Source organism: Pseudomonas sp. TMW22091, assembly GCF_022496705.1.
In the GTDB taxonomy this organism is placed as follows: domain Bacteria; phylum Pseudomonadota; class Gammaproteobacteria; order Pseudomonadales; family Pseudomonadaceae; genus Aquipseudomonas; species Aquipseudomonas saxonica.
The window spans coordinates 418,216-442,903 of record NZ_SCFI01000002.1 but is presented as its reverse complement, the minus strand read 5'-3'; the positions used below and the strand labels follow the sequence as shown (position 1 = coordinate 442,903).

Annotated in this window: 25 protein-coding genes; 14 read left to right on the top strand and 11 right to left on the bottom strand. The window is 55.9% G+C overall.

Annotated features, from left to right (window positions below; all coding sequences use genetic code 11):
* Nucleotides 1–18 precede the first annotated feature (18 nt).
* Both epd and tkt read right to left on the bottom strand, forming a co-directional pair.
* Nucleotides 19–1,074 carry an erythrose-4-phosphate dehydrogenase gene (gene epd / locus EQV93_RS05805; protein ID WP_146385895.1) on the bottom strand — a complete coding sequence of 352 codons (1,056 nt, stop codon included), beginning with the start codon at nt 1,072–1,074 and terminating at the stop codon, nt 19–21.
* Between the two features lie 144 nt (nt 1,075–1,218).
* Nucleotides 1,219–3,216, bottom strand: coding sequence for a transketolase (gene tkt / locus EQV93_RS05800; protein WP_122785444.1), 1,998 nt, complete (start codon nt 3,214–3,216; stop codon nt 1,219–1,221).
* Nucleotides 3,217–3,477: 261 nt separating this feature from the next.
* Here tkt and EQV93_RS05795 point away from each other — a divergent pair, with 261 nt between their 5' ends.
* The 4 genes from EQV93_RS05795 to EQV93_RS05780 all read left to right on the top strand — a co-directional run bounded on the left by EQV93_RS05795 (nt 3,478) and on the right by EQV93_RS05780 (nt 7,957).
* On the top strand, nt 3,478–4,473 hold the full coding sequence (locus EQV93_RS05795; protein ID WP_240891071.1) for an ArsR/SmtB family transcription factor: 996 nt from the start codon (nt 3,478–3,480) through the stop codon (nt 4,471–4,473).
* A gap of 19 nt (nt 4,474–4,492) precedes the next feature.
* A complete protein-coding gene (gene metK / locus EQV93_RS05790) occupies nt 4,493–5,683 on the top strand; it encodes a methionine adenosyltransferase (protein WP_122785446.1) in 1,191 nt (396 codons plus the stop codon).
* Between the two features lie 145 nt (nt 5,684–5,828).
* Entirely contained in the window at nt 5,829–7,493 is a 1,665-nt protein-coding gene (gene ligB / locus EQV93_RS05785) for an NAD-dependent DNA ligase LigB (protein WP_240891070.1), read from the top strand.
* Between the two features lie 68 nt (nt 7,494–7,561).
* Entirely contained in the window at nt 7,562–7,957 is a 396-nt protein-coding gene (locus EQV93_RS05780; RefSeq protein WP_122785448.1) for a DUF1090 domain-containing protein, read from the top strand.
* Between the two features lie 442 nt (nt 7,958–8,399).
* Here the strand turns inward: EQV93_RS05780 and EQV93_RS05775 are convergent, their stop codons facing one another.
* Nucleotides 8,400–8,846, bottom strand: a complete 447-nt coding sequence (locus tag EQV93_RS05775; RefSeq protein WP_240891069.1) for a c-type cytochrome — start codon at nt 8,844–8,846, stop codon at nt 8,400–8,402.
* Between the two features lie 132 nt (nt 8,847–8,978).
* On the opposite strand from EQV93_RS05775, the gene mltA reads away from it, so the two are divergent.
* The gene (mltA, locus tag EQV93_RS05770; protein WP_122785449.1) at nt 8,979–10,121 is read left to right on the top strand and encodes a murein transglycosylase A; all 1,143 of its coding nucleotides are present in this window, start codon (nt 8,979–8,981) and stop codon (nt 10,119–10,121) included.
* A gap of 57 nt (nt 10,122–10,178) precedes the next feature.
* Here the strand turns inward: mltA and EQV93_RS05765 are convergent, their stop codons facing one another.
* Nucleotides 10,179–10,565: an MAPEG family protein gene (locus tag EQV93_RS05765; RefSeq protein ID WP_122785450.1), complete on the bottom strand. Its 387-nt coding sequence runs from the start codon at nt 10,563–10,565 to the stop codon at nt 10,179–10,181.
* Nucleotides 10,566–10,750: 185 nt separating this feature from the next.
* Between EQV93_RS05765 and queC the strand changes: the two genes are divergently transcribed.
* A complete protein-coding gene (gene queC, locus EQV93_RS05760) occupies nt 10,751–11,452 on the top strand; it encodes a 7-cyano-7-deazaguanine synthase QueC (protein ID WP_240891067.1) in 702 nt (233 codons plus the stop codon).
* A 54-nt stretch (nt 11,453–11,506) separates the two neighbouring features.
* Here the strand turns inward: queC and EQV93_RS05755 are convergent, their stop codons facing one another.
* Together EQV93_RS05755 and EQV93_RS05750 are read right to left on the bottom strand one after the other, a co-directional pair.
* Complete coding sequence (locus EQV93_RS05755; RefSeq protein ID WP_122785452.1) at nt 11,507–12,385, bottom strand: queuosine precursor transporter; 879 nt, start codon at nt 12,383–12,385, stop codon at nt 11,507–11,509.
* Nucleotides 12,375–12,974, bottom strand: a complete 600-nt coding sequence (locus tag EQV93_RS05750; protein ID WP_122785453.1) for a helix-turn-helix transcriptional regulator — start codon at nt 12,972–12,974, stop codon at nt 12,375–12,377. Before EQV93_RS05750 ends, EQV93_RS05755 begins: the two co-directional genes overlap by 11 nt.
* 335 nt (nt 12,975–13,309) lie before the next feature.
* Between EQV93_RS05750 and EQV93_RS05745 the strand changes: the two genes are divergently transcribed.
* The 4 genes from EQV93_RS05745 (at nt 13,310) to EQV93_RS05730 (ending at nt 17,779) form a co-directional block, all read left to right on the top strand.
* Nucleotides 13,310–13,681 (top strand): DUF3077 domain-containing protein, encoded by a 372-nt coding sequence (locus EQV93_RS05745; RefSeq protein ID WP_146385879.1) that lies wholly within the window; start codon nt 13,310–13,312, stop codon nt 13,679–13,681.
* A 174-nt stretch (nt 13,682–13,855) separates the two neighbouring features.
* Complete coding sequence (locus EQV93_RS05740; protein ID WP_146385878.1) at nt 13,856–15,121, top strand: cation:proton antiporter; 1,266 nt, start codon at nt 13,856–13,858, stop codon at nt 15,119–15,121.
* Between the two features lie 293 nt (nt 15,122–15,414).
* Nucleotides 15,415–15,786 carry a hypothetical protein gene (locus EQV93_RS05735; RefSeq protein ID WP_122785456.1) on the top strand — a complete coding sequence of 124 codons (372 nt, stop codon included), beginning with the start codon at nt 15,415–15,417 and terminating at the stop codon, nt 15,784–15,786.
* A gap of 1 nt (nt 15,787) precedes the next feature.
* Nucleotides 15,788–17,779: a pyrroloquinoline quinone-dependent dehydrogenase gene (locus EQV93_RS05730; RefSeq protein WP_122785457.1), complete on the top strand. Its 1,992-nt coding sequence runs from the start codon at nt 15,788–15,790 to the stop codon at nt 17,777–17,779.
* Nucleotides 17,780–17,822: 43 nt separating this feature from the next.
* Here EQV93_RS05730 and EQV93_RS05725 read toward each other — a convergent pair whose 3' ends face one another.
* Entirely contained in the window at nt 17,823–18,725 is a 903-nt protein-coding gene (locus EQV93_RS05725; protein WP_122785458.1) for a LysR family transcriptional regulator, read from the bottom strand.
* A gap of 108 nt (nt 18,726–18,833) precedes the next feature.
* Here EQV93_RS05725 and EQV93_RS05720 point away from each other — a divergent pair, with 108 nt between their 5' ends.
* The 3 genes from EQV93_RS05720 to EQV93_RS05710 are packed head-to-tail and all read left to right on the top strand — an operon-like array spanning nt 18,834 to nt 21,381.
* On the top strand, nt 18,834–20,075 hold the full coding sequence (locus tag EQV93_RS05720; protein ID WP_240891066.1) for a D-amino acid dehydrogenase: 1,242 nt from the start codon (nt 18,834–18,836) through the stop codon (nt 20,073–20,075).
* Nucleotides 20,076–20,106: 31 nt separating this feature from the next.
* Nucleotides 20,107–20,457: a RidA family protein gene (locus EQV93_RS05715; RefSeq protein WP_122785546.1), complete on the top strand. Its 351-nt coding sequence runs from the start codon at nt 20,107–20,109 to the stop codon at nt 20,455–20,457.
* A gap of 21 nt (nt 20,458–20,478) precedes the next feature.
* A complete protein-coding gene (locus EQV93_RS05710; RefSeq protein WP_240891065.1) occupies nt 20,479–21,381 on the top strand; it encodes a transporter substrate-binding domain-containing protein in 903 nt (300 codons plus the stop codon).
* Nucleotides 21,382–21,384: 3 nt separating this feature from the next.
* Here the strand turns inward: EQV93_RS05710 and vapC are convergent, their stop codons facing one another.
* The 3 genes from vapC to EQV93_RS05695 form a co-directional block, all read right to left on the bottom strand.
* The gene (gene vapC, locus EQV93_RS05705) at nt 21,385–21,783 is read right to left on the bottom strand and encodes a type II toxin-antitoxin system tRNA(fMet)-specific endonuclease VapC (RefSeq protein WP_240891064.1); all 399 of its coding nucleotides are present in this window, start codon (nt 21,781–21,783) and stop codon (nt 21,385–21,387) included.
* Nucleotides 21,783–22,013, bottom strand: a complete 231-nt coding sequence (vapB, locus tag EQV93_RS05700; protein ID WP_240891063.1) for a type II toxin-antitoxin system VapB family antitoxin — start codon at nt 22,011–22,013, stop codon at nt 21,783–21,785. Before vapB ends, vapC begins: the two co-directional genes overlap by 1 nt.
* A 124-nt stretch (nt 22,014–22,137) precedes the next feature.
* Nucleotides 22,138–22,779 (bottom strand): HD domain-containing protein, encoded by a 642-nt coding sequence (locus EQV93_RS05695; protein ID WP_122785463.1) that lies wholly within the window; start codon nt 22,777–22,779, stop codon nt 22,138–22,140.
* A 191-nt stretch (nt 22,780–22,970) separates the two neighbouring features.
* On the opposite strand from EQV93_RS05695, the gene EQV93_RS05690 reads away from it, so the two are divergent.
* Entirely contained in the window at nt 22,971–23,942 is a 972-nt protein-coding gene (locus tag EQV93_RS05690; protein WP_122785464.1) for a GlxA family transcriptional regulator, read from the top strand.
* Here EQV93_RS05690 and EQV93_RS05685 read toward each other — a convergent pair.
* Nucleotides 23,939–24,658, bottom strand: coding sequence for a 16S rRNA (uracil(1498)-N(3))-methyltransferase (locus EQV93_RS05685; RefSeq protein ID WP_240891062.1), 720 nt, complete (start codon nt 24,656–24,658; stop codon nt 23,939–23,941). The two genes, EQV93_RS05690 and EQV93_RS05685, sit on opposite strands and share 4 nt — an antisense overlap.
* Between the last annotated feature and the right edge of the window lie 30 nt (nt 24,659–24,688).

The window sequence follows — 24,688 nt, the reverse complement described above, 5'->3', positions numbered from 1 at the left end:
ATTCCTGAGTTTCTAATGTTATGGAGCAGATTGAGGTTGAGTAACGTGCAGATAGTGCTCTGCCACATCGATCATTCGATTGGCAAAACCCCATTCGTTGTCGAACCAGGCCAGCAAGTTCACCAGCCGGGGGCCGGAAACACGGGTCTGACTGGCATCAACAATCGCCGAATGCGGGTCATGGTTGAAATCACAACTGGCGTGCGGCAATTCGGTATACGCCAACAAGCCTTTGAGCGGGCCGCACGTGGCGGCTTCGCGCAGTACGCGGTTAACTTCTGCGGCGTCAGTGTCGCGCGCCGTGACCAGGGTGATGTCGAGGCACGACACATTCAAGGTCGGCACCCGTACGGCTTTGGCCTGAATTCTGCCAGCAAGTTCCGGCAACAATCGCTCAATACCTTTAGCCAGGCCCGTGGACACCGGAATCACTGACTGAAACGCCGAACGTGTACGACGAAGATCTTCATCATGGTATGCATCAATCACTGGCTGATCGTTCATCGCCGAGTGAATGGTGGTGATCGACACGTATTCCAGACCGAACGCCTGGTCCAGCAAACGCAACAGCGGTACACCGCAGTTGGTGGTGCAGGACGCGTTTGAGATTAGACGCTCTTGGCCGGTCAGGCTTTGCTGGTTCACGCCGAACACGATGGTGGCGTCTACATCCGCCTCACTGCTCATCGGTTGCGAAAACAATACAGCAGGTGCCCCGGCGTCGAGAAAACGCTGACCATCGGTGCGGGTGTTGTATGCGCCGGAGCATTCCAGCACCAGATCAACGCCCAACGAGGCCCAGTCGATCCCTTCAGGAGTGGCACTGCGGAACACTTTCACGCAGTCGCCATTGATATGCAGGCAGTCGCCTTCGATCCGTATCTCGCCCGGAAACCGGCCGTGAGTGGAGTCGAAACGCGTCAAATATTCGAGACTGGCCATATCGGCCAAATCATTGAGTGCAACAATTTCAAACCCGGCAGCAGCCCCTCGCTCAAACAACGCACGCAAGACGCAACGGCCAATCCGGCCATAGCCGTTGAGTGCAACTTTGTAAGGACGCGGTTGAGGCATGGGGTTCTCTTATCAGGGCGGGCAGTCAATGCAAAACCCTGTAGCCGCGGCCGAAGGCTGCGATGGGTTGCGCAGCGACCTTTTTGAAACGAAGGTCGCGCGGCCCTTATCGCAGCCTGCGGCAGCGGCTACAGAGAGACTTACTTAGTCTTCCAGCAGTTCTTCAGCCTGACCCAGGATGTTTTCCAGAGTGAAACCGAACTCTTCGAACAACGCTGGCGCAGGCGCCGACTCACCGTAGGTGGTCATGCCAATCACGCGGCCTTCCAGACCGACGTACTTGTACCAGTAGTCCGCATGGGAAGCTTCGATGGCAATACGGGCACTGACTTGCAGCGGCAGAACCGACTGCTTGTAGCCCGCGTCCTGAGCTTCATAAACGCTGGTGCAAGGCATCGACACAACACGCACCTTACGACCTTGTTCAGTCAACTTTTCCCAAGCCTGAACAGCCAGGCCCACTTCGGAACCCGCCGAGATCAGGATCAGCTCAGGCTCGCCTGCACAGTCCTTCAGCACATAACCACCGCGGTTGATGTCGGCAATTTGACCGGCATCACGGGTTTGGTGGTTAAGGTTCTGACGCGAGAAGATCAGCGCCGAAGGGCCGTCGTTGCGCTCCAGTGCGAATTTCCAGGCCGCTGCGGATTCCACCGCGTCGGCTGGACGCCAGGTGTCCAGGTTCGGCGTCGTACGCAGGCTGGTCAGTTGCTCAACCGGCTGGTGCGTCGGACCGTCTTCACCCAGACCGATGGAGTCGTGGGTGAACACATAGATCACACGCTGCTTCATCAGGGCCGACATGCGGATAGCGTTACGGGCGTATTCCATGAACATCAGGAAGGTTGCGCCGTAAGGCACCAGACCACCGTGAACCGCGACGCCGTTCATGATGGCGCTCATGCCGAACTCACGTACGCCGTAGTACATGTAGTTACCGCTGGCGTCTTGCGCCGAAACGCCTTTGCAGCCTTTCCACAGGGTCAGGTTGGAACCGGCCAGGTCAGCCGAGCCGCCCAACAGCTCTGGCAACAGCGGGCCAAAGGCGTTCAGGGTGTTCTGGCTGGCTTTACGGCTGGCGATGGTCTCGCCTTTGGCCGCAACTTCATTGATGTAGGCAGTGGCCTTGGCATCGAAGTCAGCCGGCAATTTGCCGCTCAGACGGCGGGACAACTCAGCCGCCAGCTCCGGGAACTCGGCCGCGTAGGCAGCAAAACGTTTGTCCCACTCGGATTCAACCGCAGCACCGGCTTGTTTGGCATCCCATTCGGCGTAGATATCAGCCGGGATTTCAAAAGGACCGTGGTTCCAGTTCAGCGCAGTACGGGTCAGGGCGATTTCGTCGTTGCCCAATGGAGCACCGTGGCAATCTTCCTTGCCCTGCTTGTTCGGCGAACCGAAACCGATTGTGGTTTTGCAGCAGATCAGCGTTGGCTTGTCGCTTTTGCGGGCGGTTTCGATGGCCGTTTTGATTTCTTCCGGATCGTGACCGTCAACGTTGCGGATCACTTGCCAGTTGTAGGCTTCAAAACGCTTTGGCGTGTCGTCGGTGAACCAGCCTTCCACTTCGCCGTCGATGGAGATGCCGTTGTCGTCGTAGAACGCGATCAGCTTGCTCAGACCCAACGTGCCGGCAAGTGAGCCAACTTCGTGGGAAATACCTTCCATCATGCAGCCATCACCCATGAACACATAGGTGTGGTGGTCAACGATGTCGTGGCCTGGGCGGTTGAACTGTGCACCCATGACTTTTTCAGCCAGTGCAAAACCCACTGCGTTGGCAAAACCCTGACCCAATGGGCCAGTGGTGGTTTCAACGCCCGGCGTGTAGCCCAGCTCCGGGTGACCCGGGGTACGGCTGTGCAATTGGCGGAAGCTTTTCAGATCGTCGATCGACAGGTCATAGCCGGTCAGGTGCAACAACGAGTAGATCAACATCGAACCGTGACCGTTGGACAGCACAAAGCGGTCACGGTCAGCGAACGACGGGTTGCTCGGGTTGTGCTTCAGATAATCGCGCCACAGTACTTCGGCGATATCCGCCATACCCATAGGGGCACCTGGATGGCCGCTGTTGGCTTTTTGCACGGCATCCATGCTGAGTGCACGAATGGCGTTGGCACGCTCACGACGGCTGGGCATCGCTGTTCTCCTGGGTATTTAATAAATAAAACGAAACGGAAAAAAGGCGAGCATTTTCCCTCACCCACTGCCGCTGGGCAATGACAGATAGTCGCTTGAGGCGTTTTTCCTGTGCTTAACCGTTCCACCTGTTAAGGATCGGACATTTCATTTCGTCATTTCACTCACGTATCCCGACAAACGCACCCTTCACGCATCAATATCAAAAAGTTTTGATATTGAACTTGCGAGCGACGAACCGGGTAACTAGACTGCGGCCCCATGAACCTACGCGTACCTTCAATCCGTCATGACGATTGCGATGAGCTTTCCGCCCTGTGCAAGGCCGGTGGCGACCCGCTGCGACTGAATGTACTGCGTGCTCTGGCCAACGATTCGTTCGGTGTGCTGGAACTGACGCACATTTTTGCAACCGGCCAGTCCGGCATGAGCCACCACCTCAAGGTGTTGTCCCAGGCCGGGCTGGTTGCGACACGGCGTGAAGGCAATGCGATTTTTTATCGTCGCGCCCTGCCCCACACGGATCAACTGGGCGGCAAACTGCACGCGGCCCTGCTCGAAGAAGTCGACAATCTGACCCTGCCCACCGACGTTCTCGCGCGCATCAGTGCCGTACACGGGCAACGGGCAGCGGCCAGTCAGGACTTTTTCTCACGCATCGCTGAAAAATTTCGCGCTCAACAGGATTTGATCGCAGGTTTGCCACAGTACCGGGATAGCGTTCTGGCCTTGTTGGATAAACTGAGCTTCAACCCAGCGGCTACGGCCCTGGAAGTGGGCCCCGGGGATGGCAGTTTCTTACCCGATCTGGCCCGTCGCTTTCATCAGGTCACGGCACTGGACAACAGCCCTGTGATGCTTGAGCTGGCCCGCCAGCTATGTGAACGCGAGTCACTGAAGAACGTCCGGCTGATCCTGGCCGACGCGTTGCAGGATGCACAGATCCACGCCGATTGCGTCGTTGTGAACATGGTCTTGCACCATTTCGCCGCACCGGCCGAAGCACTCAGGCAACTGGCCAACCTGCTGCAACCTGGCGGTAGCCTGTTGGTAACAGAGTTGTGTAGCCATAATCAGGCGTGGGCCCGCGAAGCCTGCGGCGACCTTTGGCTTGGTTTTGAACAAGATGATCTGGCCCGTTGGGCCACCGCTGCGGGACTCGTTCCCGGGGAAAGCCTCTATGTAGGCTTACGTAATGGTTTCCAGATTCAGGTCCGCCACTTTCAGCGGCCAGCTGGCGACACTCACCATCGGTAAATATTAGGAAACCGTCGAGATGAGCGAATACTCCCTTTTCACCTCCGAGTCCGTGTCTGAAGGGCATCCGGACAAAATCGCCGACCAGATTTCTGATGCGGTGCTGGACGCTATCATTGCCGAAGACAAGTTCGCCCGTGTGGCGTGCGAAACTCTGGTGAAAACCGGCGTAGCAATCATCGCCGGCGAAGTGACCACGTCGGCCTGGGTTGACCTGGAACAAATCGTTCGTGACGTGATCACTGACATCGGCTACACCAGTTCCGACGTGGGCTTCGACGGCGCAACCTGCGGCGTGATGAACATCATCGGCAAGCAATCGCCAGACATCAACCAGGGTGTTGACCGTGCCAAGCCTGAAGATCAGGGCGCCGGCGACCAGGGCCTGATGTTCGGCTACGCCAGCAACGAAACCGACGTGCTGATGCCAGCACCGATCACCTTCTCGCACCAACTGGTTCAGCGCCAGGCTGAAGCCCGTAAATCCGGCCTGCTGCCTTGGCTGCGCCCGGATGCCAAGTCGCAAGTCACTTGCCGTTATGAAGGCGGCAAGGTTGTAGCCATCGACGCCATCGTACTGTCGACCCAGCACAACCCGGAAGTCTCCAACAAAGACTTGCGTGAAGGCGTGATGGAACTGATCGTCAAGCACGTGCTGCCCGCTGAACTGCTGCACAAAGACACCCAGTTCCACATCAACCCGACTGGCCAGTTCATCATTGGCGGCCCGGTAGGCGACTGCGGCCTGACCGGTCGCAAGATCATCGTGGACACCTACGGCGGCATGGCCCGTCACGGCGGCGGCGCGTTCTCGGGCAAAGACCCATCGAAGGTTGACCGTTCGGCCGCCTACGCCGGTCGTTACGTGGCCAAGAACATCGTGGCAGCCGGTTTGGCTGAGCGCTGCGAGATTCAGGTTTCCTACGCTATCGGCGTCGCTCAACCGACTTCGATTTCGTTGAACACTTTCGGCACCGGCAAAATCTCTGACGAGAAAATCATCAAGCTGGTACGCGACGTGTTCGACCTGCGTCCATACGCCATCACCACCATGCTGGACCTGCTGCACCCGATGTATCAGGAAACCGCAGCCTACGGCCACTTCGGTCGCACGCCGCAAACCAAGACAGTGGGCAATGACACCTTCACCACGTTCACGTGGGAGCGCACCGACCGCGCTGAAGAGCTGCGTTCTGCGGCTGGCTTGTAAGTAACCCTGCTGCACCCAAAAGCCCCGGACAGGCAACTGTCCGGGGCTTTTTTCATGCCCCCGAAACACGGTGCAATGCACTCCCCGCCTATGCCAAAAACCCTTCACTAGCCTTAAACGTTTACTCCGGGCAAGGACGCTCACCATGTTGGCCAGACTCTCTTCTCTCTGCGGGCTGTTGCTCGCCCTTGTAACCTTTCATACGCAGGCTCAGCCATGCCCCGACGAGGCCACATACCAAACGCTACAACAACAGCTTAAAAATTGGGACGACAGCTATCATCGCCTCGGCATATCTCAGGTCAGCGATGCGATTTACGACGCCTCACGCACGCGGTTTGAACAGTGGCAAACGTGCTTTAAAGATTTACCTGTGGATAACCCGCTGCTCACCGCAGGCGGACCAATGACCCACCCCGTGGTGCAAACCGGCCTGGCCAAACTGGCGGATGACAAGGCAGTGAAAGCCTGGCTCAAAGGCCGACAGGACCTGTGGATTCAACCCAAGGTGGATGGCGTGGCCGTCACGCTGGTCTATCGCCAAGGGCGTTTGCAGCAGGTCATCAGCCGGGGCGATGGCGTTCGGGGTCAAAACTGGGAGCGCTCGGCGCGTACCATCAACGCCATCCCCCAACAGTTGCCGCAGCCTGTGGACATCGTGCTGCAAGGCGAACTGTACTGGCGCTTGCCCGGTCATATTCAGGCGGTTGCAGGCAGCGTCAATGCCCGCAGCACTGTGGCTGGCCTTATGGCACGCCAACATCTGAGCGCCGAACAAGGTCAAGGCATTGGCCTGTTTGTTTGGGACTGGCCCGACGGCCAGGGTACACACGCCGAACGACTGCATCACCTGAGCACGCTGGGCTTTGCTGACAGCCTGGCGTATAGCCAGCCCATCGAACATATCGAACACGCCAAACTCTGGCGCGAACGCTGGTACACCACCGCTCTGCCGTTTGCCAGCGACGGCGTAGTTTTACGCCAGGGCCAACGCCCCCTTGCGCAACGCTGGCAGGCAAAACCACCGAACTGGGCCGCCGCCTGGAAATACCCCCATGCCAAGGCCCTGGGCGAAGTGCGCAACGTCACCTTCAACATCGGCCGTACCGGGCGCATCACGCCAATGCTTGAGCTAACACCGGTGCGACTCGACGACCGCACCATCAGACGTATCAGTGCCGGTTCGCTACAACGCTGGCAGAGCCTGGACATCCGCCCTGGCGATCAAGTGGCCATCAGCCTTGCTGGCCTGACTATTCCCCGGCTGGACAGTGTTGTCATGCGCGCCAGCGAGCGCATTGAAGTGCTGGCGCCCGACCCCAATAATTATCACGCACTGAGCTGCTGGCAAGCTACGCCAGGGTGTGAAAGCCAGTTTGTGGCGCGGTTGAACTGGCTCAGCAGTAAAAAAGGTTTGGCCCTGCCATTTGTCGGACCGGGCACCTGGAACACCTTGATTCAGACAGGCCGAATCACCCACTTGCTGGATTGGTTGACACTCGATGCCGCACAGCTTGCTAACATTGACGGCTTGGGCGAGCGCCGCATTGCCCGCCTGCTAAACAGTTTGCAGCAAGCACGCCAACAACCGTTCGAGCGCTGGGTCAAAGCAATCGGCCTGCCACCCACTGGCGACGTCCCCTTGGGCCAGTCATGGCGAGCGCTGGTGGCTCGCGATGAACAGGCCTGGCAGGCACACCCGGGCATAGGAGGCCAGCGTGCGGCGCAACTGAGTGCATTTTTGCGTGACCCGAACGTACTGGCTTTAAGTGAACAATTACGGGCTGCGGGAATTGCCGGCTTTGACTAGACGCGCATCAACCCGCAGCATTGCCTTTTAAATCGTGTTTATTGTCATCTTTTGTCATGGAGCTCTTTATGAAACTTCTTTCACCCCTCGCCCTGTTTACTGTCTGCGGCCTGCTGGCTGCACCGTTGATGGCTGCCGAACAGGCGCCTGAACTGACTGGTTGTGCGGCCAAGAAGCACGAAATCTCCCAACAACTTGAGCAGGCGCGCGCTCACGGCAACAGTTCTCAAGTGGCGGGTCTGGAAAAAGCCCTGAGCGAAGTGGATGCCCATTGCACCGACGCGAGCCTGAAGAAAGAACGCGAAAACAAGGTGCTGGACGCCAAGCACGAAGTCAGCAAACGCCAGGCAGATCTGGACAAGGCCATGAAAAAAGGCGATCCGGAGAAAATCGACAAGCGCAAAACCAAGCTGGCTGAATCGCGTAAAGAACTGCAGGAAGCGCTGGATCAACTGGATAAGTAAGGCTGTAAAGCCCCTCACCCCAACCCTCTCCCAAAGGGAGAGGGGGCTGATAGGCAGTGATTTCAAGTCAGCGTGCGGTCAGTCCCCTCTCCCTCCGGGAGAGTGGGTTGATAGGCAGTGATTTCAACTCAGCGTGCGGTCAGTCCCCTCTCCCTCTGGGAGAGAGGGTTGATAGGCAGTGATTCAAGTCAGCGTGCGGTCAGTCCCCTCTCCCTCCGGGAGAGGGGGTTGATAGGCAGTGATTTCAACTCAGCGTGCGGTCAGTCCCCTCTCCCTCTGGGAGAGAGGGTTGATAGGCAATGATTTCAAGTCAGCGTGCGGTCAGTCCCCTCTCCCTCTGGGAGAGAGGGTTGATAGGCAGTGATTTCAACTCAGCGTGCGGTCAGTCCCCTCTCCCTCTGGGAGAGGGCTAGGGTGAGGGGGCTTTGGCTTTCAGCTTCATTCAATGATTACGAAATACCTTGTGGCACCCGCTGCACGTGTCTTCAACTTGTTGTACGGCGGGCGACAGGCGACTGATGTCATAAGGCTGCACCCGACTGGCGACCACCAATTCACCGGTAGCCGCTTCCAACTGTCGGGCCAATGCCTGAAAACGTGCCTGATTTTTCCAGACTTCTTCGGTCGCGCTGGTCTGATCAGATTCTTTAACCTCAGGAAAATGCTTCCACGGCTCATGGGCCAACGCATCAAGCTTGACCGCACCTTCGCTAAAACGAGGGCCATCGAACGCAAGACGGCCACGTAACATGCCACCCAGTTCTTCACTGGTGTTGAGCATGTGTTTGAAAATCGCTTTACGCTGGCCCAGTGGCGAATGGGGATCAACCCCACCACACGCCGATAACATCACGCAGGCAAGCACTAGTAGAGACCGTCGTATAAACATCAGAGTGGTTTCACGTCGCAGAAATCGGCCGCCAGTATCCTCTTGCACCCTGCAAACACCAATACCCCTATTGAATATAGGGTTTGCCTTGAAGGGAATTAAACCTCGGCAACCCTTGAAGGAATTTTGCTGATGAACCTATTTTTCAAGCCGTTCGCCTGGGTCTTGCCCACTGCCCTGTTATTGGCCGGCTGCAACGGCACCGACAAAGACACGGTAAAACCAGAACCTCACACCACCTACAGCAAAGCCGACTGGAACGCGTTGCCGCAAGTGACAGGTAATGATCTGCAAAGTGGCTTTGCTTCTTGGCGCAGCGCGTGTACCCGCCTCAAGGCCGATCCTAATTGGGGCAGCGTGTGCAGCGATGCTGCCAACCTGCCGGCCAGCCCGAGCGTGCCTGAAATCAGCAATTTTTTGCAGGCCCATCTGGATGTGTACACCCTGCGCTCCGCAGAAGGCAGCAGCGACGGGTTGATCACCGGTTATTACGAACCGGTTTACCCCGGCAGCCTGAAGCCGACCCAAACCGCTAATGTACCGATCTACAGCGTACCGTCCGATCTGGTAGTGGTTAATCTGGACAGCATCTACCCCGAACTCAAGGGCAAACGACTGCGTGGCCGCCTTGAAGGCCGGGTACTCAAGCCATATGACACGGCTGAAACGATCAATGGCAAAGGCCTGAACGCCCCCGTACTCGCGTGGCTGACAGACCCGATGGACCTGCAATTTCTGCAAATTCAGGGTTCCGGCCGCGTACAACTGGACGATGGCCGCCAACTGCGAATTGGTTATGCCGACCAAAACGGCCATCCGTATAAACCCATAGGACGCTGGCTGGTTGAGCAGGGCGAGCTGAAAAAAGAAGACGTGACCATGGGCACGATTCACGCTTGGGCAATGGCTCATCCAGAACGGGTTCACGAAATGCTGGCCAGCAATCCGAGCTACGTGTTCTTCACCCAAAACCCTGACAGCAACGAAGGGCCCCGCGGCTCACTGAATGTTCCGCTCACGGCGGGCTACAGCGTGGCGGTGGATCGCAAAGTCATCCCGCTGGGCAGTTTGCTCTGGCTGTCAACAACCCAGGCCGACGGCCAGCCCATTGTTCGCCCAGTAGCGGCCCAGGACACAGGGGGCGCCATTGCCGGCGAAGTTCGGGCTGACTTCTTTGTCGGTACGGGCCCTGAAGCCGGGCAAATTGCAGGCGACATGAAGCAGAAAGGTAATATCTGGTTGCTGTGGCCTAAGGGTGCAGCGTTGCCACAGTAATAACAGGGTGTAAACGATGTAGTCGCTGCCTTCGGCAGCGGCTACATATTCATGCATTTACATAGACACAAAGAAGAAGCTGACGATCAGCCCCATGCCGATAAACCACACAATGGAGCGCATCATCGCCCAATCAGCCAGGTAGCAAATGATGTACAGCAGGCGGCTGGTGATAAACAACACGGCCAGTACATCGATAGTCACTGGCTGGGCGTTGCCCACGATGTCAGCAATGATCACTGCAGCGGCAAACGCGGGTGTCACTTCAAAGCTGTTGAGCTGAGCGCTATGGGCGCGCTTGGCGAAACCGTCCAGAGTTTCAAGAAAAGATCGGGGGTCGTGATTTTGCCGAGGCCCGAACTTGCCCCCACTGAATTTCGCAATGCCGGTACATACGTAGGGCAAGCAAAGGGCAATCAGTACACACCAGAAGGCAACCGTCATTGGAATTTCCTTTTTAACGTTTCATAGCGAGTAGTTTTAGCACAGTCCGTAGGACTAATCGCTATAACAGCTGGAAGCTTCCTAGAAAACGCCACTCGCTTGTACCTGTCACAACCGGGGAATAGTCTCGCCGCTTAAATAAATATCGCAACAACCTTGCAGCCACGAACGAACGAGCGAGCGAAATGAATAGAAAAGCTGTCATCGTCTTTAGCGGCGGACAAGATTCAACAACATGCTTATTGCATGCTCTGCCCCGCTTTGAAGAAATCCATTGCATCACGTTTGACTATGGCCAACGCCACCGGGCAGAGATAGAGACCGCATTAGCGTTATCGCGTCAACTGGGTATCACCGCACATACTGTATTGGATGCATCCATTCTCAATGCGTTAACGGTCAGTAGCCTGACCCGCAATGACATACCTGTGCCGGACACAAATCAGTCAGAAGCAAAGGGTTTACCCAATACCTTTGTGCCTGGCCGCAATATTTTATTTCTGACGTTGGCGTCGATTTATGCCTACCAAGTTCAAGCAGAAACAGTGATCACAGGCGTGTGTGAAACGGATTTCTCTGGCTACCCGGACTGCCGGGACGAATTTGTAAAATCGCTTAACCATGCGATCAAATCAGGCATGGAATACAACGTACAGATTGAAACACCTTTGATGTCGTTAAACAAAGCCGAAATATGGGCCCTGGCCGATCATTACAACCAATTGGACTTGATCCGTGAACACACGCTGACGTGCTATAACGGCATTATTGGAAGCGGGTGTGGTAACTGTGCGGCATGCGACCTGAGGGCCAAAGGCTTGCAGTATTTTCTGGAAAACAAACAGACGGTACGCGACAGCTTGCATAAAAAACTAAACATGGCTTGATAAAGATTGAACAGCTATTAACACTCCGTGTGTTGATAGCTCGCCTTGATTGCCTTATCTCGCCCCCTCAGAAAATACATACCGCTTAAAAAGCGCCCTTGCGCCATAAGCAGGCAGGACATTCACAAACGCAAATATGACTTTGATGAGTATTTGAACAACCAGCATACCCACCAAATCATCGGTTTCCATAACACCGTAAAATGCTAAAAAACAAAACAGCACACTGTCTATTATTACCGCGCAGAACGTACTCAAAAACACACGAACATAGAGGTACTTAGAATTGGTCAACTCTTTAATTTTGCACAGGAGGTACGTATTTACGTATTCAGACACAAGAAAAGAGACCAACGAAGCAATTAATACGGCAGAGAGACTTCCAATAACTTGAGTATACGGTTCATCCAATGCCCAACCGGCTAGCCCAGGTAGGCTGGTTGTTGCACTGAGCATCACAATGATCAACCCATTACTGAAAAACGCGAACCCTATGGCTCTTCTTGCCAGCCTTAGCCCATAGAACTCATTCAATATATCGACCACCAAAAAAGTCAGTGGGTAAAGAAACGTACCCGCTGTGACCACAATGCCGGGCCACTCAAGAAAAATAGGTTTAAGGGCTGCTATATTGGTAAATAAATAGAGCGTGAACAGGAGCATGTTTAAAGCAACGTACATCATCCAAGACCTTTCATGGCGGTCTTTGAAGTCATAAGTCGTTACAGCGCCCTGCTGAGAATAGAATTTCTTATGAATCGCTTTGACTTCCGTCGCATTAAGATCGCTCATGACCTCACTGCGCATCAACTCCGACAATTTGATCTTCATCAACTTGCCCGTCGCGACAATCATCACAATCGCTATATTTTTATCATTTTCGAAGCCCAGCAACTTGTAACTGATATTATCGCCCGCACACTTACAGATCATTGAATCGTTCCTCGATAATACGCCCGATCAAACACCTGCCACTTTCTTCATCGCCCAACTCCCTCAGCACACACAACTTAAGTGTTTGGGAATCGTAAGCCAGATTATCGCCCCCTTTTTCGAATACTCCTTTATGAACGATCAACATGTCGCCAGGCTCATTAATTTCCACAAGCGCATGCTTTAGCAACACAGCCAGCACGTTATGACCTCGACCAAAATAGTAAGTGAGTGGATATAACGTGACCAACTCCCCCACTGTTTTGCCCAGGCAATTGATTAGCTGATCTTCCGGAACAATCGGCACTGCTGCCGGATTCATATTGCCTGCAAAAGAAATACTCTGATCAACAGCTTCTTTTTCTTCAAAATCAACCTGCTCAATTTCTTTATAAGAAACGCCGAAAAAATCCGATATTTTGCGCACCGTTGAATGCTGAACGTTTGTAACTCTGCCCTCTAGAATATTGTAAATAGTCGTGCGAGTTAGACCGCTGGCGTTGCACAGTGACAGCTGGGTCTCGCCACGACTTTTAATCAAATAACGAATATTGCTTTTCAGGTGTTCATTTTTTTCTCTGCGGTGCATTTGCAAACCCTCAGTGCCCACGCCTGTACATCCCCTCCCAAGCCCCCCGCACACGCAACAGTATTAAAAACAAAACATCAACCGGATTACTGCACCCGTTAAACCAAAACATTTTATACATCACGCACTACTCATTGCAGCAAGGCATAATCACAAATTAGTGTAGGAATTTTTCCTCACCACTCACCCACCTTACAAAAACAGAATTAATTTTTATAAACTTTTAATTGCTCAAAACAATTAATCATTCTTTTATGCACATGTTTATTTCTTTGATAAATGACAGCATCACTTCAAGCACTTTTGCCGACAGACACTCATACCCAAGGAAGAGCATGCAAAATTTGAAAACAATATCGCCAACGACCGGTACCGAGACTTCCCACGTTGGCCGCCCCTCTATAACGTCAACTGACATTTCGGCTATGACCCATGACGCCTTGTTGCTCGACCGCGACGCCGCCAATCGCGCACTGGACTTCTACCTGTCTGACACGCCACCGTTAGCTAAAATGACATCGGCCATCATTGCGAGCCACGATGGCGTCAAGCTAAAAGCAACGCTCGCTCATGCGTCGCAGGTGTTGCGTCAAGCCGGGGGTACCCTGCATGGCTTACCCAACGAAGAGTTGATTTCGGTGATGCACCTGATTGAGGTGGCCCAGTCGTGTGTCGACACGTCACTCGACAGGTTGATCAGCCGCTAACATCGCTAATTCCCAACGCTCTGCAACCATCCGCCTTCAAGACGGTCAATGATTGCCAGCCATTGCGCCCGTTTGTCACGCCCCTGCGATGTGCCCCTGACGCAGGGGGGTGCATCCAATAAGTGGCCTGACCTGATCAGCCTACCCCTCTCTGCCACTTCCACAGGATCCCGAATGCTTGAACTTGTTGCTGCGTTTATCTGCCTGACTTCACTGCTGACGTATGTGAACTTCCGTTTCATTGGCCTGCCACCCACGATTGGCGTCATGGTCACCGCCCTTATGTTTTCGCTGCTGTTGCAGGGCCTGAGCTTTCTCGGGTATCCGGGCCTTGAAGAGCGCGTGCAAGAGCTGATCGGCCAGATCGACTTTGGCGATTTGCTGATGAACTGGATGCTGTCGTTCCTGCTGTTTGCAGGTGCCTTGCACGTGAACATCAATGATGTGCGCAGTTACCGGTGGCCCATTGGCCTGCTGGCCACTGTCGGTGTGCTGATCGCCACCACGGTGATCGGCAGTTTGGCGTACTGGATTTTCGCCCTGTTCGGCTGGCATGTGAGCTTCTTGTACTGCTTGCTCTTCGGTGCGTTGATTTCCCCGACCGATCCGATCGCAGTGCTCGGTGTGCTGCGAACCGCGAACGCCTCCAAACCGCTTAAAACCACCATCGTGGGCGAATCGCTGTTCAATGACGGCACCGCCGTTGTGGTATTCACCGTGTTGTTGGGCATTGTGCAATTGGGCGAAACCCCGAGTATCAGTGCGACGGCCATGTTGTTCGCCCATGAAGCGATTGGCGGCGTGGTGTTCGGCGGGCTGATCGGTTATCTGGTCTACCGGATGATCAAAAGCATTGAGCAATACCAAATCGAGGTGATGCTGACACTGGCTCTGGTGATTGGCGGCTCGGCCATGGCCAGTGAACTGCATGTGTCGGCACCGATTGCGATGGTTGTAGCCGGTTTGATTATTGGCAATCTGGGCCGCAACAAGGCCATGAACGAAATGACCCGTCGCTACATGGACGGTTTCTGGGAACTGCTGGATGACATGCTCAATGCGCTGCTGTTTGCGTTGATCGGCATGGAACTGTTGCTGTTGCCGTTCTCGTGGCTGCATTTGCTGGCCGCCAGTGTGCTGGCCGTGGCCATTTTGCTTTCTCGCCTGCTCACCGTGGCTCCCGCCATTGTGCTGTTGCGTCGCTGGCGGACAGTGCCGCGCGGCACGATTCGTATTCTGACGTGGGGCGGTTTGCGCGGCGGTGTTTCTGTGGCGCTGGCGCTGGCACTGCCGTTGGGCCCTGAACGCGACCTGATTTTGAGTATCACCTACATCGTGGTGCTGTCGTCGATCCTGTTCCAGGGCCTGACCATCGGCAAGCTGGTCAAGCATGTAACCAAAGATGCGCCGGTTGAGGCGCACAACGACCACGGGCATTAAGTGTCCAGACGCTAGTTCAGCCCCTCCCGCTCATCGTAGCCGCTGCCGAAGGCTGCGATCGAGCGCGCAGCGGTCGCAAAACGGGACACTTGGATGTGCCAGGTTCTAAGGCGGCTTCGCGGCCGATCGCAGCCTTCGTTCCTGGTCAGCGACTAAGATGACTCGTACTCCCCTCTGACCAGCAACAGCCAAAAATCCCTGCTCAGTTTTCCAGACTCACCCACCACTTTTTAGTGTGTTGACTACACTGAATTTCCTGATGCCTTGAGGCATGACATGGAAAGGGGAAAGGGATGAGTACTTCTGCTGTCTATACACCGCCCAGGCGCCACCTTGGTGCCTACATCATGATCGTCGCAGCCTTGGTCGCTCTGGCCATCACCGCTTGGCGATTTTTCACTCCCTTGTCGGGCGTGACAGACTCCGGAGGCGCGATGGTCGCCATGTTTGCCGAGTTTGTGATGTTTCTTTTAGGCGTACTGCTGGTGCAGACCAAACCTGGAGGGTTGCGCTGTTTCTGGCTGTTTTTAAGCTGGGTCGGGGTGATCGGTACGTTCATTGCCGTGTGCCTGCTGCACGGCTGGTTGACGGCCGTGGTACTGGCCATCTGCGCTGTGGGTGTCGTCATCGAAACGTTTGGCGGCAAGCCAACAAGGAGCGCGTGATATGAACAGGATCAAAAAGCATCTGTTGGCCGCCCCGGCGCTGTGTGCGCTGGCAGGACTGTCCAATGCCTACGCACAAGACACCTACACGGTGCCGCCGCCCTTGTTGGCACCCGCCAACATCTCTGCCGAAGAGGCCAAAATCCCGCTGCCTTCAGGCAAAGAGTGGGACAGTTTTCACGGCCAGTTGAGCGCGCAGAAGTACTCCCCCCTGACCCAAATCAACAAGGACAACGTCGGTAAACTGACCAAGGTCTGGCAGTATTTCACCGGTGACATGTCATCGGGCACGGGTAAAATTCCGCCATCGGTGTGGTCCGCCACCCCTATTTTTGCCAACGACACGCTGTACGTCGGCACGCCTTTTTACCGGATCATTGCCCTTGAACCGGAGACCGGCAAAGAGAAATGGACCTACGACACCAAGTCACAGTTGGTCGCTGAAACACAGCCCGCGCTGAAATCTCGCGGTGTTTCTTATTGGCAGGAAAAAAACCCGCAGCCAGGTGTGGCCTGCCAAAAGATGGTTTATCTGGGCAACATGACCGCGCAACTCTATGCGGTAGACGCCGACACCGGTAAGCCTTGCGAAGGCTTCGGCAAAAACGGTGTGGTGGACGTCAACCAATGGAACAAGGTCAACGCCAAATGGCCACTGTCGCAACTGCAACCACCGACTGTCATCGGCGACAAGCTGATTGTCGGCTGGGCCGGTAAAGACTGGGAATACGAAGTCGAATCGCCGGGTTCACTGTTTGCCCTGAATGCCCGTACGGGCGAGCTGGAATGGGAATTCAAACCGATTCCGGACTCGGAAGCAGGCAAAACCGGAACGGCCAACATCTGGACCGCAATGTCCTATGACCCTGCACTGGGCTTGCTGTACATCCCCGTGTCCTCGCCTTCACCCAACTATTGGGGCGGCAATCGTACTCAGCCAATTCCACTAGGTACTTCCACAACCGCACTGGATATCAATACCGGTAAAGTGGTGTGGTCTCGTCAGTGGGTTCACCACGATTTGTGGGACTACGACATCAACTCCGCCCCGACGCTGATGGACATCACCGTCAATGGCAAACCTGTTCCCGCGCTGATGCAAGCGACCAAAATGGGCTTCCTGTTTACGGTTGACCGCCGTACCGGCGAAGACGTGTGGCCGATTGAAGAGCGCCCGGTACCGCAAGGCGATGCGCAAGGCGAGGTGTATTCACCGACCCAACCGTTCCCGACCAAGCCTGCACCGTTGCTCGACCAGTCCAAAAAACCTGCTATCTGGAAAATTGCTGACATCGTCGGTTTTGGCCAGTGCTCGAAAATGTGGGACGGCCTGGAATACAACGGCATGTACTCGCCACCTTCAACAAAAGGCAATGGCGTACTGGCGTATCCAGACAGCGCCGGTGGCGTGCAATGGGGCGGTGTAGCGTTTGACCCGGTCAGCCAGGTAGCCATCGTCAACACCTCGCACATCGTGCAGATGATCAAGCTGTGGGACCGTGCCGCTTACGATGCGCAACCTAAAGAAGCGGGCAACGAGAACGGCTTCTACCCACAAATCGGCGCGCCTTACGGCATGAGCTTGCTCAACGCGCAGAACTGGGCGGGTATGCCGTGCTGGGCACCGCCATTCGGTGAACTGGTGGCACTCGACATGCACACCGGTGATGTGAAATGGCGTCGTCCGATGGGTGCTGTGCAGCAGTGGGGCTGGTACATGCCTGAAGACATGGGTTCACCTACCATTGGTGGCCCTGCTGTGACGGCGGGTGGTGTGGTATTTATCGGAGCATCGATGGACGCCAAAGTGCGCGCCTACTCACTGGAGGACGGCAAAGAACTGTGGTCTGACATAGTCATGGCTCCCGCTGTCGCCAACCCGGCCGTGTATGAATACAAAGGCCGTCAATACGTGGCGTTTGTGGCAGGCGGCAACTCGATCATGAAAGATCAAGTAGGCGATCAAGTGGTGGTGTACGCCTTGCCGAAGTGAGTTAACCCGTAGCCGCAGCGTTCAGCAGCGGCGACACCTCACGCTAAAGCTGCTGCAACTGTTCGCTGGCCCGCTCAGCAAACAGTTGCAGCAACCCCTCAAGGGTATGCGCCGGGGCTTCATCGGCTCGGGTCAGCGCATACAACGTAATTGGCAGCGCCGGGCTCAAGGGCCGAATCAAGGTGCTCGCCCGTGACGCGCCCAACGCGGTAAACGGATCAATCACCGTCAATCCCGCCCCTGCTTCCACCATCGCCCGCGCTAATGAATACGTCTGCACCGCAATGCTGATACGCGGCGGCGGTTCAATGTTCTTGAGGTAGCTGTCCAGATGCGCAAACAGCGGGTCGGCACTGCTCAGGCCAATCAGTGGCGCATCAGCCAGTTGTTCCAGCGCCAGCGGTACTCCCTCACTTTCATCCGGCCAGAACCCGCGTGGTGCCAGCGCCACCAGCACACCGTGGGCCAGTGCCTGCGCCTTGAGGCCGGGATGGTCAGGCAACTTGAAGGTCAGCGCCACGTCCAGTTCGCGCATCAGCAGGTTCTGAATCAGCTCTCGTGTGTGGGCGCTGGCCAACTCACAGCGGATGTCGGGATAGCGCTGCGTCCACTCGCTGATCACCGGAGGCATCAGCGACAAGGCCAAAGCCGGGGTGCTGCCGATGCGCAGGCGGTGCCCCGGCGCTCGGCGCAAACTTTCTGCCAGCCGCTGAACGCCCTGCAGGCTTTCGGTCACTTTGTTGACTTCGCGTTCCAGCAGTAGTGCTTCGGGTGTTGGCTGCAGCTTGCCACGCACCCTTAAAAACAAGGCAAAACCCAATCGCTGCTCGGCGTGCTGCAGCACTTTACTGACGGCAGGCTGCGACACATGCAGTAGCTGCGCCGCGGCACTGACAGAACCGGTTTGGCGAATCGCTTGAAACACTTCGATATGACGCAAGCGCATGGCGGCAGTCCATAACCTTTGTTTATGGGAGAGCCATCTTTATTCATTGTTCGGCGCCTGTCACCTGCCCCTAACCTGAAGCCCGCTCAACAGGGGTAAGGGACAGACATGACACAGCGGGTTTGCATCATAGGCGGCGGCGTAATCGGACTGGCAACAGCGTACGCCTTGGTGCGCGACGGGTTCGAGGTGAGCGTGATAGAAGCTCAACCCACCTTGGGCAGCCAGACCAGCTTCGCCAACGGCGGCCAGTTGTCTTATCGCTATGTCGCCCCTCTGGCCGATGCTGGGGTGCCTTGGCAAGCGATGGGCTGGATGCTGCGCGGTGATTCACCCCTCAAGCTTCGTCCGCGCATGGACCCGGCTCAATGGCGCTGGCTGGCGTCGTTTATGGCGGCGTGCCGAGGGTCGGTCAATCAACGCAATGGCGCACATCTGCTGCGTTTGGCGCTGCTCAGTCAGGCCACGATGCAACAATGGCGTGAGGACGATCATCTGGACGGCTTTGCTTGGCAACGTAACGGCAAGCTGGTGGCATTCCGGGAGCAGGCGAACTTCGACAAAGCCCGCAAAAAAGTCATCCACAGCTCATTTCAGCAGCCCTTAAGCGCCAGTGAGTGCGCCCGCCTGGAGCCCGGCCTGCAAGGCTCCGCGTTTGTCGGGGGTATCTACACCCCCAGCGAAGAAGTAGGTGATTGCCATGCCTTCTGCCAACAACTGACCACCCGTTTACAGGCCAGTGGCCGTTGCACGTTTTTGCTGGGTAAGACCGTGACCCGTATTCACCACGCAAACGGTGCCGTGCAAGCCGTGGAAATGGGCAATGACGTTCTGGCTGTCGACCAACTGGTGCTGGCGGCGGGGCACAACAGCCCGGCTCTGCGCTTGCCGGGCTTGAATCTGGCGCTGTACCCACTCAAAGGCTATAGCCTCACGCTGGCGCGTAGCGACCCGCAAAAAGCACCGCAGGTGAGCATCACCGACTACGATCGAAAAATTGTTTATGCCCGCATTGGCGAGCAATTGCGCATCGCGGCGATGGTGGACATTGTCGGTTTCGATCCCTCCCCGGACCCTAAACGTCTGGCTCAGATGCGCCAATTGGCCGCCAGCACATTCCCCGATGCGGGAAATTATCACGACGCGATCGAATGGGCTGGCATGCGCCCTGCAACCCCTACCGGAGTGCCCATTCTCGGTGCCAGCGGTTACCGCAACCTGTGGCTCAATCTGGGCCACGGTGCCTTGGGCTTCACCCTTGCCTGTGGCAGCGCACGCTTGCTGAGTGAACTGATTGCCCGGACTAAAACATCCATCGACCTACAAGGCTTGGCGCCCTATGCCGCCTGACGATGCCACGCTGAATAAAAAGGAAGGCTCCATGACGATTCAACGTATCAACAGCAATGAGCGGTTGAGCGCAGCCGCAACGTTCGAGGCGCTGGTATTTCTGTCTGGCCAAGTGCCGACACACAGCGAGGACATCACCGCACAGACGCAAGAGGTGCTGAGCAAGATCGACGCCTTGCTGGCTGAAACGGGCAGCGATAAAGACCATATTCTTAACGCCACTATTTATCTGCAAGACATAGGACGCGACTTTGCCGCCATGAATGCCGTCTGGTCGGCCTGGCTATCGGACGGCAAAGCGCCCACCCGCACCACCGTGCAAGCTGAGCTGGCGCGACCTCAGGTATTGGTAGAAATCAGTGTGATTGCTGTTCGTCGTTAATCTTTTTAGGGGGATACAACAATGAAAAAGCTGACTGTGATCAGTTGCACGCTCGGCCTGTTATTCAGCCAGGCCGCTCAGGCCAACGAAGCCCCTTTAGAGGGCACACTGAAAAAGATCGCCGACTCAGGGTCTATTACCTTGGGTTATCGCGATGCGTCAGTGCCGTTTTCGTACGTAGGCGATAACAGTGGCAAACCAATGGGCTACTCCGTGGAACTGGCGAACAAAATCGTCGAGCGCATTCAGCAACAGGTGGGCGGCCAGCCGCTGAAGGTCAAATACAACCTGGTGACCTCCCAGACGCGCATTCCATTGGTGCAAAACGGCACCGTTGACCTTGAATGCGGCTCAACCGGTGTGACCGCCGAGCGACAGAAGCAGGTGGCGTTTTCCTACGGTTTTATTTACGTCAAAGGTCAGCTACTGACCGCCAAAGACAGCGGCATCAAAGGCTTTGATGATTTGCGCGGCAAAAACGTCGTGACCACCGCAGGCACCACCAATGAGCGCTTTATCAAGAGTTACAGCGCAGACAACAAAATGGACATGAACGTCATCAGCGCCAAGGATCACGGCGAAGCGTTCAAGATGCTTGAAACCGGCCGTGCCGCAGCGTTCTACATGGACGACGCGCTGCTCTACGGTGAACGCGCCAAAGCCCGCGACCCACACAACTGGAACGTGGTCGGGGCTGAGCAATCACGTGAAATCTACAGCTGCATGGTGCGCAAAGACGACCCGCAGTTACTGGCCGTGGTCAACAAAACGCTGGCCGATTTGTATCAGTCCGGTGAAATCAACAGTATCTACCAGCGCTGGTTCGAACAGCCCATCCCGCCCAACGGCCTGAACCTGGAGTTTCCGATGACCGCCGAGCTGAAGCAGATCATTGCCAAGCCGGTGAGTGATCCGGTGCAGTAAGGTTCAGACCCAATCGTCGATGCGTAAACCGGGGACGCGCTCAAATTCGCGGGAGTTATTAGTGACCAAGATGAGGCCCTGCGATCTTGCATGTCCGGCAATCATCTGGTCATAGGGACCTATCGGTTTGCCTGAAAGGGCCAACTCGGCGCGAAGTTGGCCCGTATGAACAGCAGCGTCCTGATCGTAATTCAAGACCTCCAGCCGCGCAGCAAAAGATTCAATGACAGTCAGGTTTCGCTGAGGACTGGATGACTTTTCTGCACCGTAGATCAATTCCATCAACGTTACCGTGCTGATGCACAACTGACCGTGATGTGCAGTGAAAGCCCTGCGTACAGACTCGGGACGGTTCTTGATGGTGAAAATACAAATATTGGTATCAAGCATGAATTTGAGCATCAAAAATCTTCCCGATTTTGATCATCGGGCTGTTCGCGATGCACCATAAAGTCATCCGTTACCCCTTCACCTTCAAACCAACTGTCCCACGACTCACCCGCAGGAGTAATGATTCGCGCTCGGCCAATGGCGACAATATCCACGCGTTTGACATCATCGGGCAATGCCGCTGCTTTAGGCAAACGAACGGCCTGGCTGCGATTATTGTGAAACACTGAACCTTGCTCCATGACTCACCTCAGGGATATGTTTCGTGTATATCCCATCGTAGTTTCAGTCACTGACAAGTCAATAGACGCCTACCCGGCCGAAACAACTGAACGACAAACGGGCCTTGAATAAGTAGAAGCCCACTCATGACACCCAAGGTGAAGTGCGAATGATGTCGACAAAGTTCAGCGGTTTAAAGGTCGGGTCCTTATCCACCAGAACATCGGCGTTAACGGTGCCAAAAGTGGTATCGGGACGGTCTTTGAAGCCGTCGGCAAACGCACACAAAATGCATTCCTTGAAGCCCTCGCCACGTGGGTGGGCATGCACCACGGCCTCGCGCTGCTCTGCTGCAAACGCCCCATAGTTGATACCCAGCACGTCCATTTCTACCCCAGCCGTCACCAGCGCCACGTTCGGCCGCAAATGATGTGGCACACCGGGCGTCGTGTGCAAAGCGATAGCCAACCACACCTGCTCGACATCATCGTCACTCAAACCAAATGGCCGCATAAAGGCTTTAGCGCTGTTGGCACTGTCGACTTCGAAGCGTTCGTTCTGCGTGCGATGCCCCTCAACCAGCCCCAAGTCGTGAAACATGGCCCCCACGTAAAGCAGTTCAGGGTCGTAGGCCAGTTGCTTGCGCTGACCGCTCAGTGCGCCGAATAAAAACACCCGGCGCGAGTGGTGATAGAGCAAGTCTGATTCAACGTCGCGGATGTATTCGGTGGTGGCTTTAGCCAAGGCGCTGTCCGGAATGACGATGCCTGCAATGGTATGACTCATGGCGATCTCCTCGATCAAGCGCTAGGGTGGCGCTGGTATCTTCAGTGTGCGCACAGGCCCGGCTGGCAACAATCATACTGAAAGGGCGATTCGTGCCATTCAGGGTGCAGACACGGCCATCTCGCCAGGCACGCTTGCCGGTTACCACCCTCTGCGGTATTTCATCTTCTATCACCCTGACGGCAAACCCGATGACACAGACTGTAGCGTTGATTGTTTTCCCCGGCGTGCAGGCACTGGATGTGACCGGCCCTATGGATGTATTTGCCGAGGCAAATGCCTTTCTGGCCCCGCAAATGCGCTATGAGGTTGAGGTACTGGGATTGCATACCGGCTTGCTGACGTGCTCCAACGGGTTAGTCATCCAGGCTCACCGGCATTTTTCTCAAGCCAGTCCGTCTTATGATCTGGTGTTATGCGCAGGCGGACCCACTTTGCCCACTAAGGATTTCGGCCCGGCATTCAACACATGGCTGCACTCAATATGCCGTCACTCCCGACGCTTTGGTTCGATCTGCAACGGTGCATTTTTACTGGCGCGGGCCGGACTGCTGGAGGGGCGGCGGGTCACTACGCACTGGAGCGATGCGGCTGCCCTCGCCAGCCTGTGCCCCAGTGCACAACTGGATGCGGATCGACTGTTTGTGCAAGACGACAACCTCTACACCTCGGCGGGTGTGACCGCGGGGATTGATCTGTCTCTGTACCTGCTGAGTCAGGATAACGGCCCACATGTAGCGCTCAATGTGGCAAAGCGGCTAGTGGTGTTTACCCAGCGCTCAGGCGGGCAATCACAGTTCAGCCCGTTTCTGACCAACGCTAACGAGGCGGGTTCGCCAGTGGCGAAAGTGCAGCAGCATGTTTTAGCAAACCTGCGCGCAGACCTGAGCATCAACGAGCTGGCTGAAGCGGCCATGATGAGCCCGCGGAATTTTAGCCGGGTGTTCGCCCGAGAGGCCGGAGTCACCCCGGCGCAATTCGTGGAGGGCGCACGGGTGGATGCCGCACGCGTGCGACTCGAAAGCACCTCGATGGCACTTAAAACTGTGGCCTATGAATGCGGGTTTCGCGATGCCCACCACATGCGCAGTGTATTTATGCGCCGCGTGGGCGTTTCGCCACAGCAATTTCGGATGCACTTTTCGGCGATGCTGCCGGCTTAAAAATCACCCCACAGCTGCTGGGCTACCGCCAGGGCCACAACCGGTGCGGTTTCAGTACGCAAGACCCGTGGGCCAAGTCGTGCAGGCTGGAACCCGGCGCCTTGGGCCTGATCAATTTCTTTATCGGTCAGCCCGCCTTCGGGGCCGATCAAAAACGCCAGACGTGCGGGCTTGGCGTGACTGGCCAAAGGCTCGGAAACGGGATGCAACACCAGCTTGAGTTCAGCGTCCGTGGTTTTGATCCAGTCAGCCAGCAATACGGGCGGATGAATGACCGGCACACGCGAACGGCCGCATTGTTCGCAGGCGCTGATCGCCACTTGGCGCCAATGTGCCAGGCGCTTGTCAGCCCGCTCATCCTTAAGCCTGACCTCGCAACGCTCGCTCATGATTGGGGTGATTTCGTTCACGCCCAGTTCGGTGGCTTTCTGAATTGCCCAGTCCATGCGCTCGCCCCGGGACAACCCCTGCCCCAGATGGATTGCCAAAGGTGACTCGACTTGTCCGGCGAAAGTGGCGTCGAGCAGCACGCGGACGCGTTTTTTGCCGACTTCCAGCAAATGCCCTGAGAACTCATGGCCCGAGCCGTCGAACACTTGCAGGGCATCGCCCTCGGCCATGCGCAGGACGCGGCCAATGTAATGCGCCTGTGCTTCAGGCAATTCATGTTCACCGATGCTCAAAGGCGCATCGATAAAAAAGCGGGACAGTCTCATTTAAATTCTCTGAATAGGGCTATGTGTAGC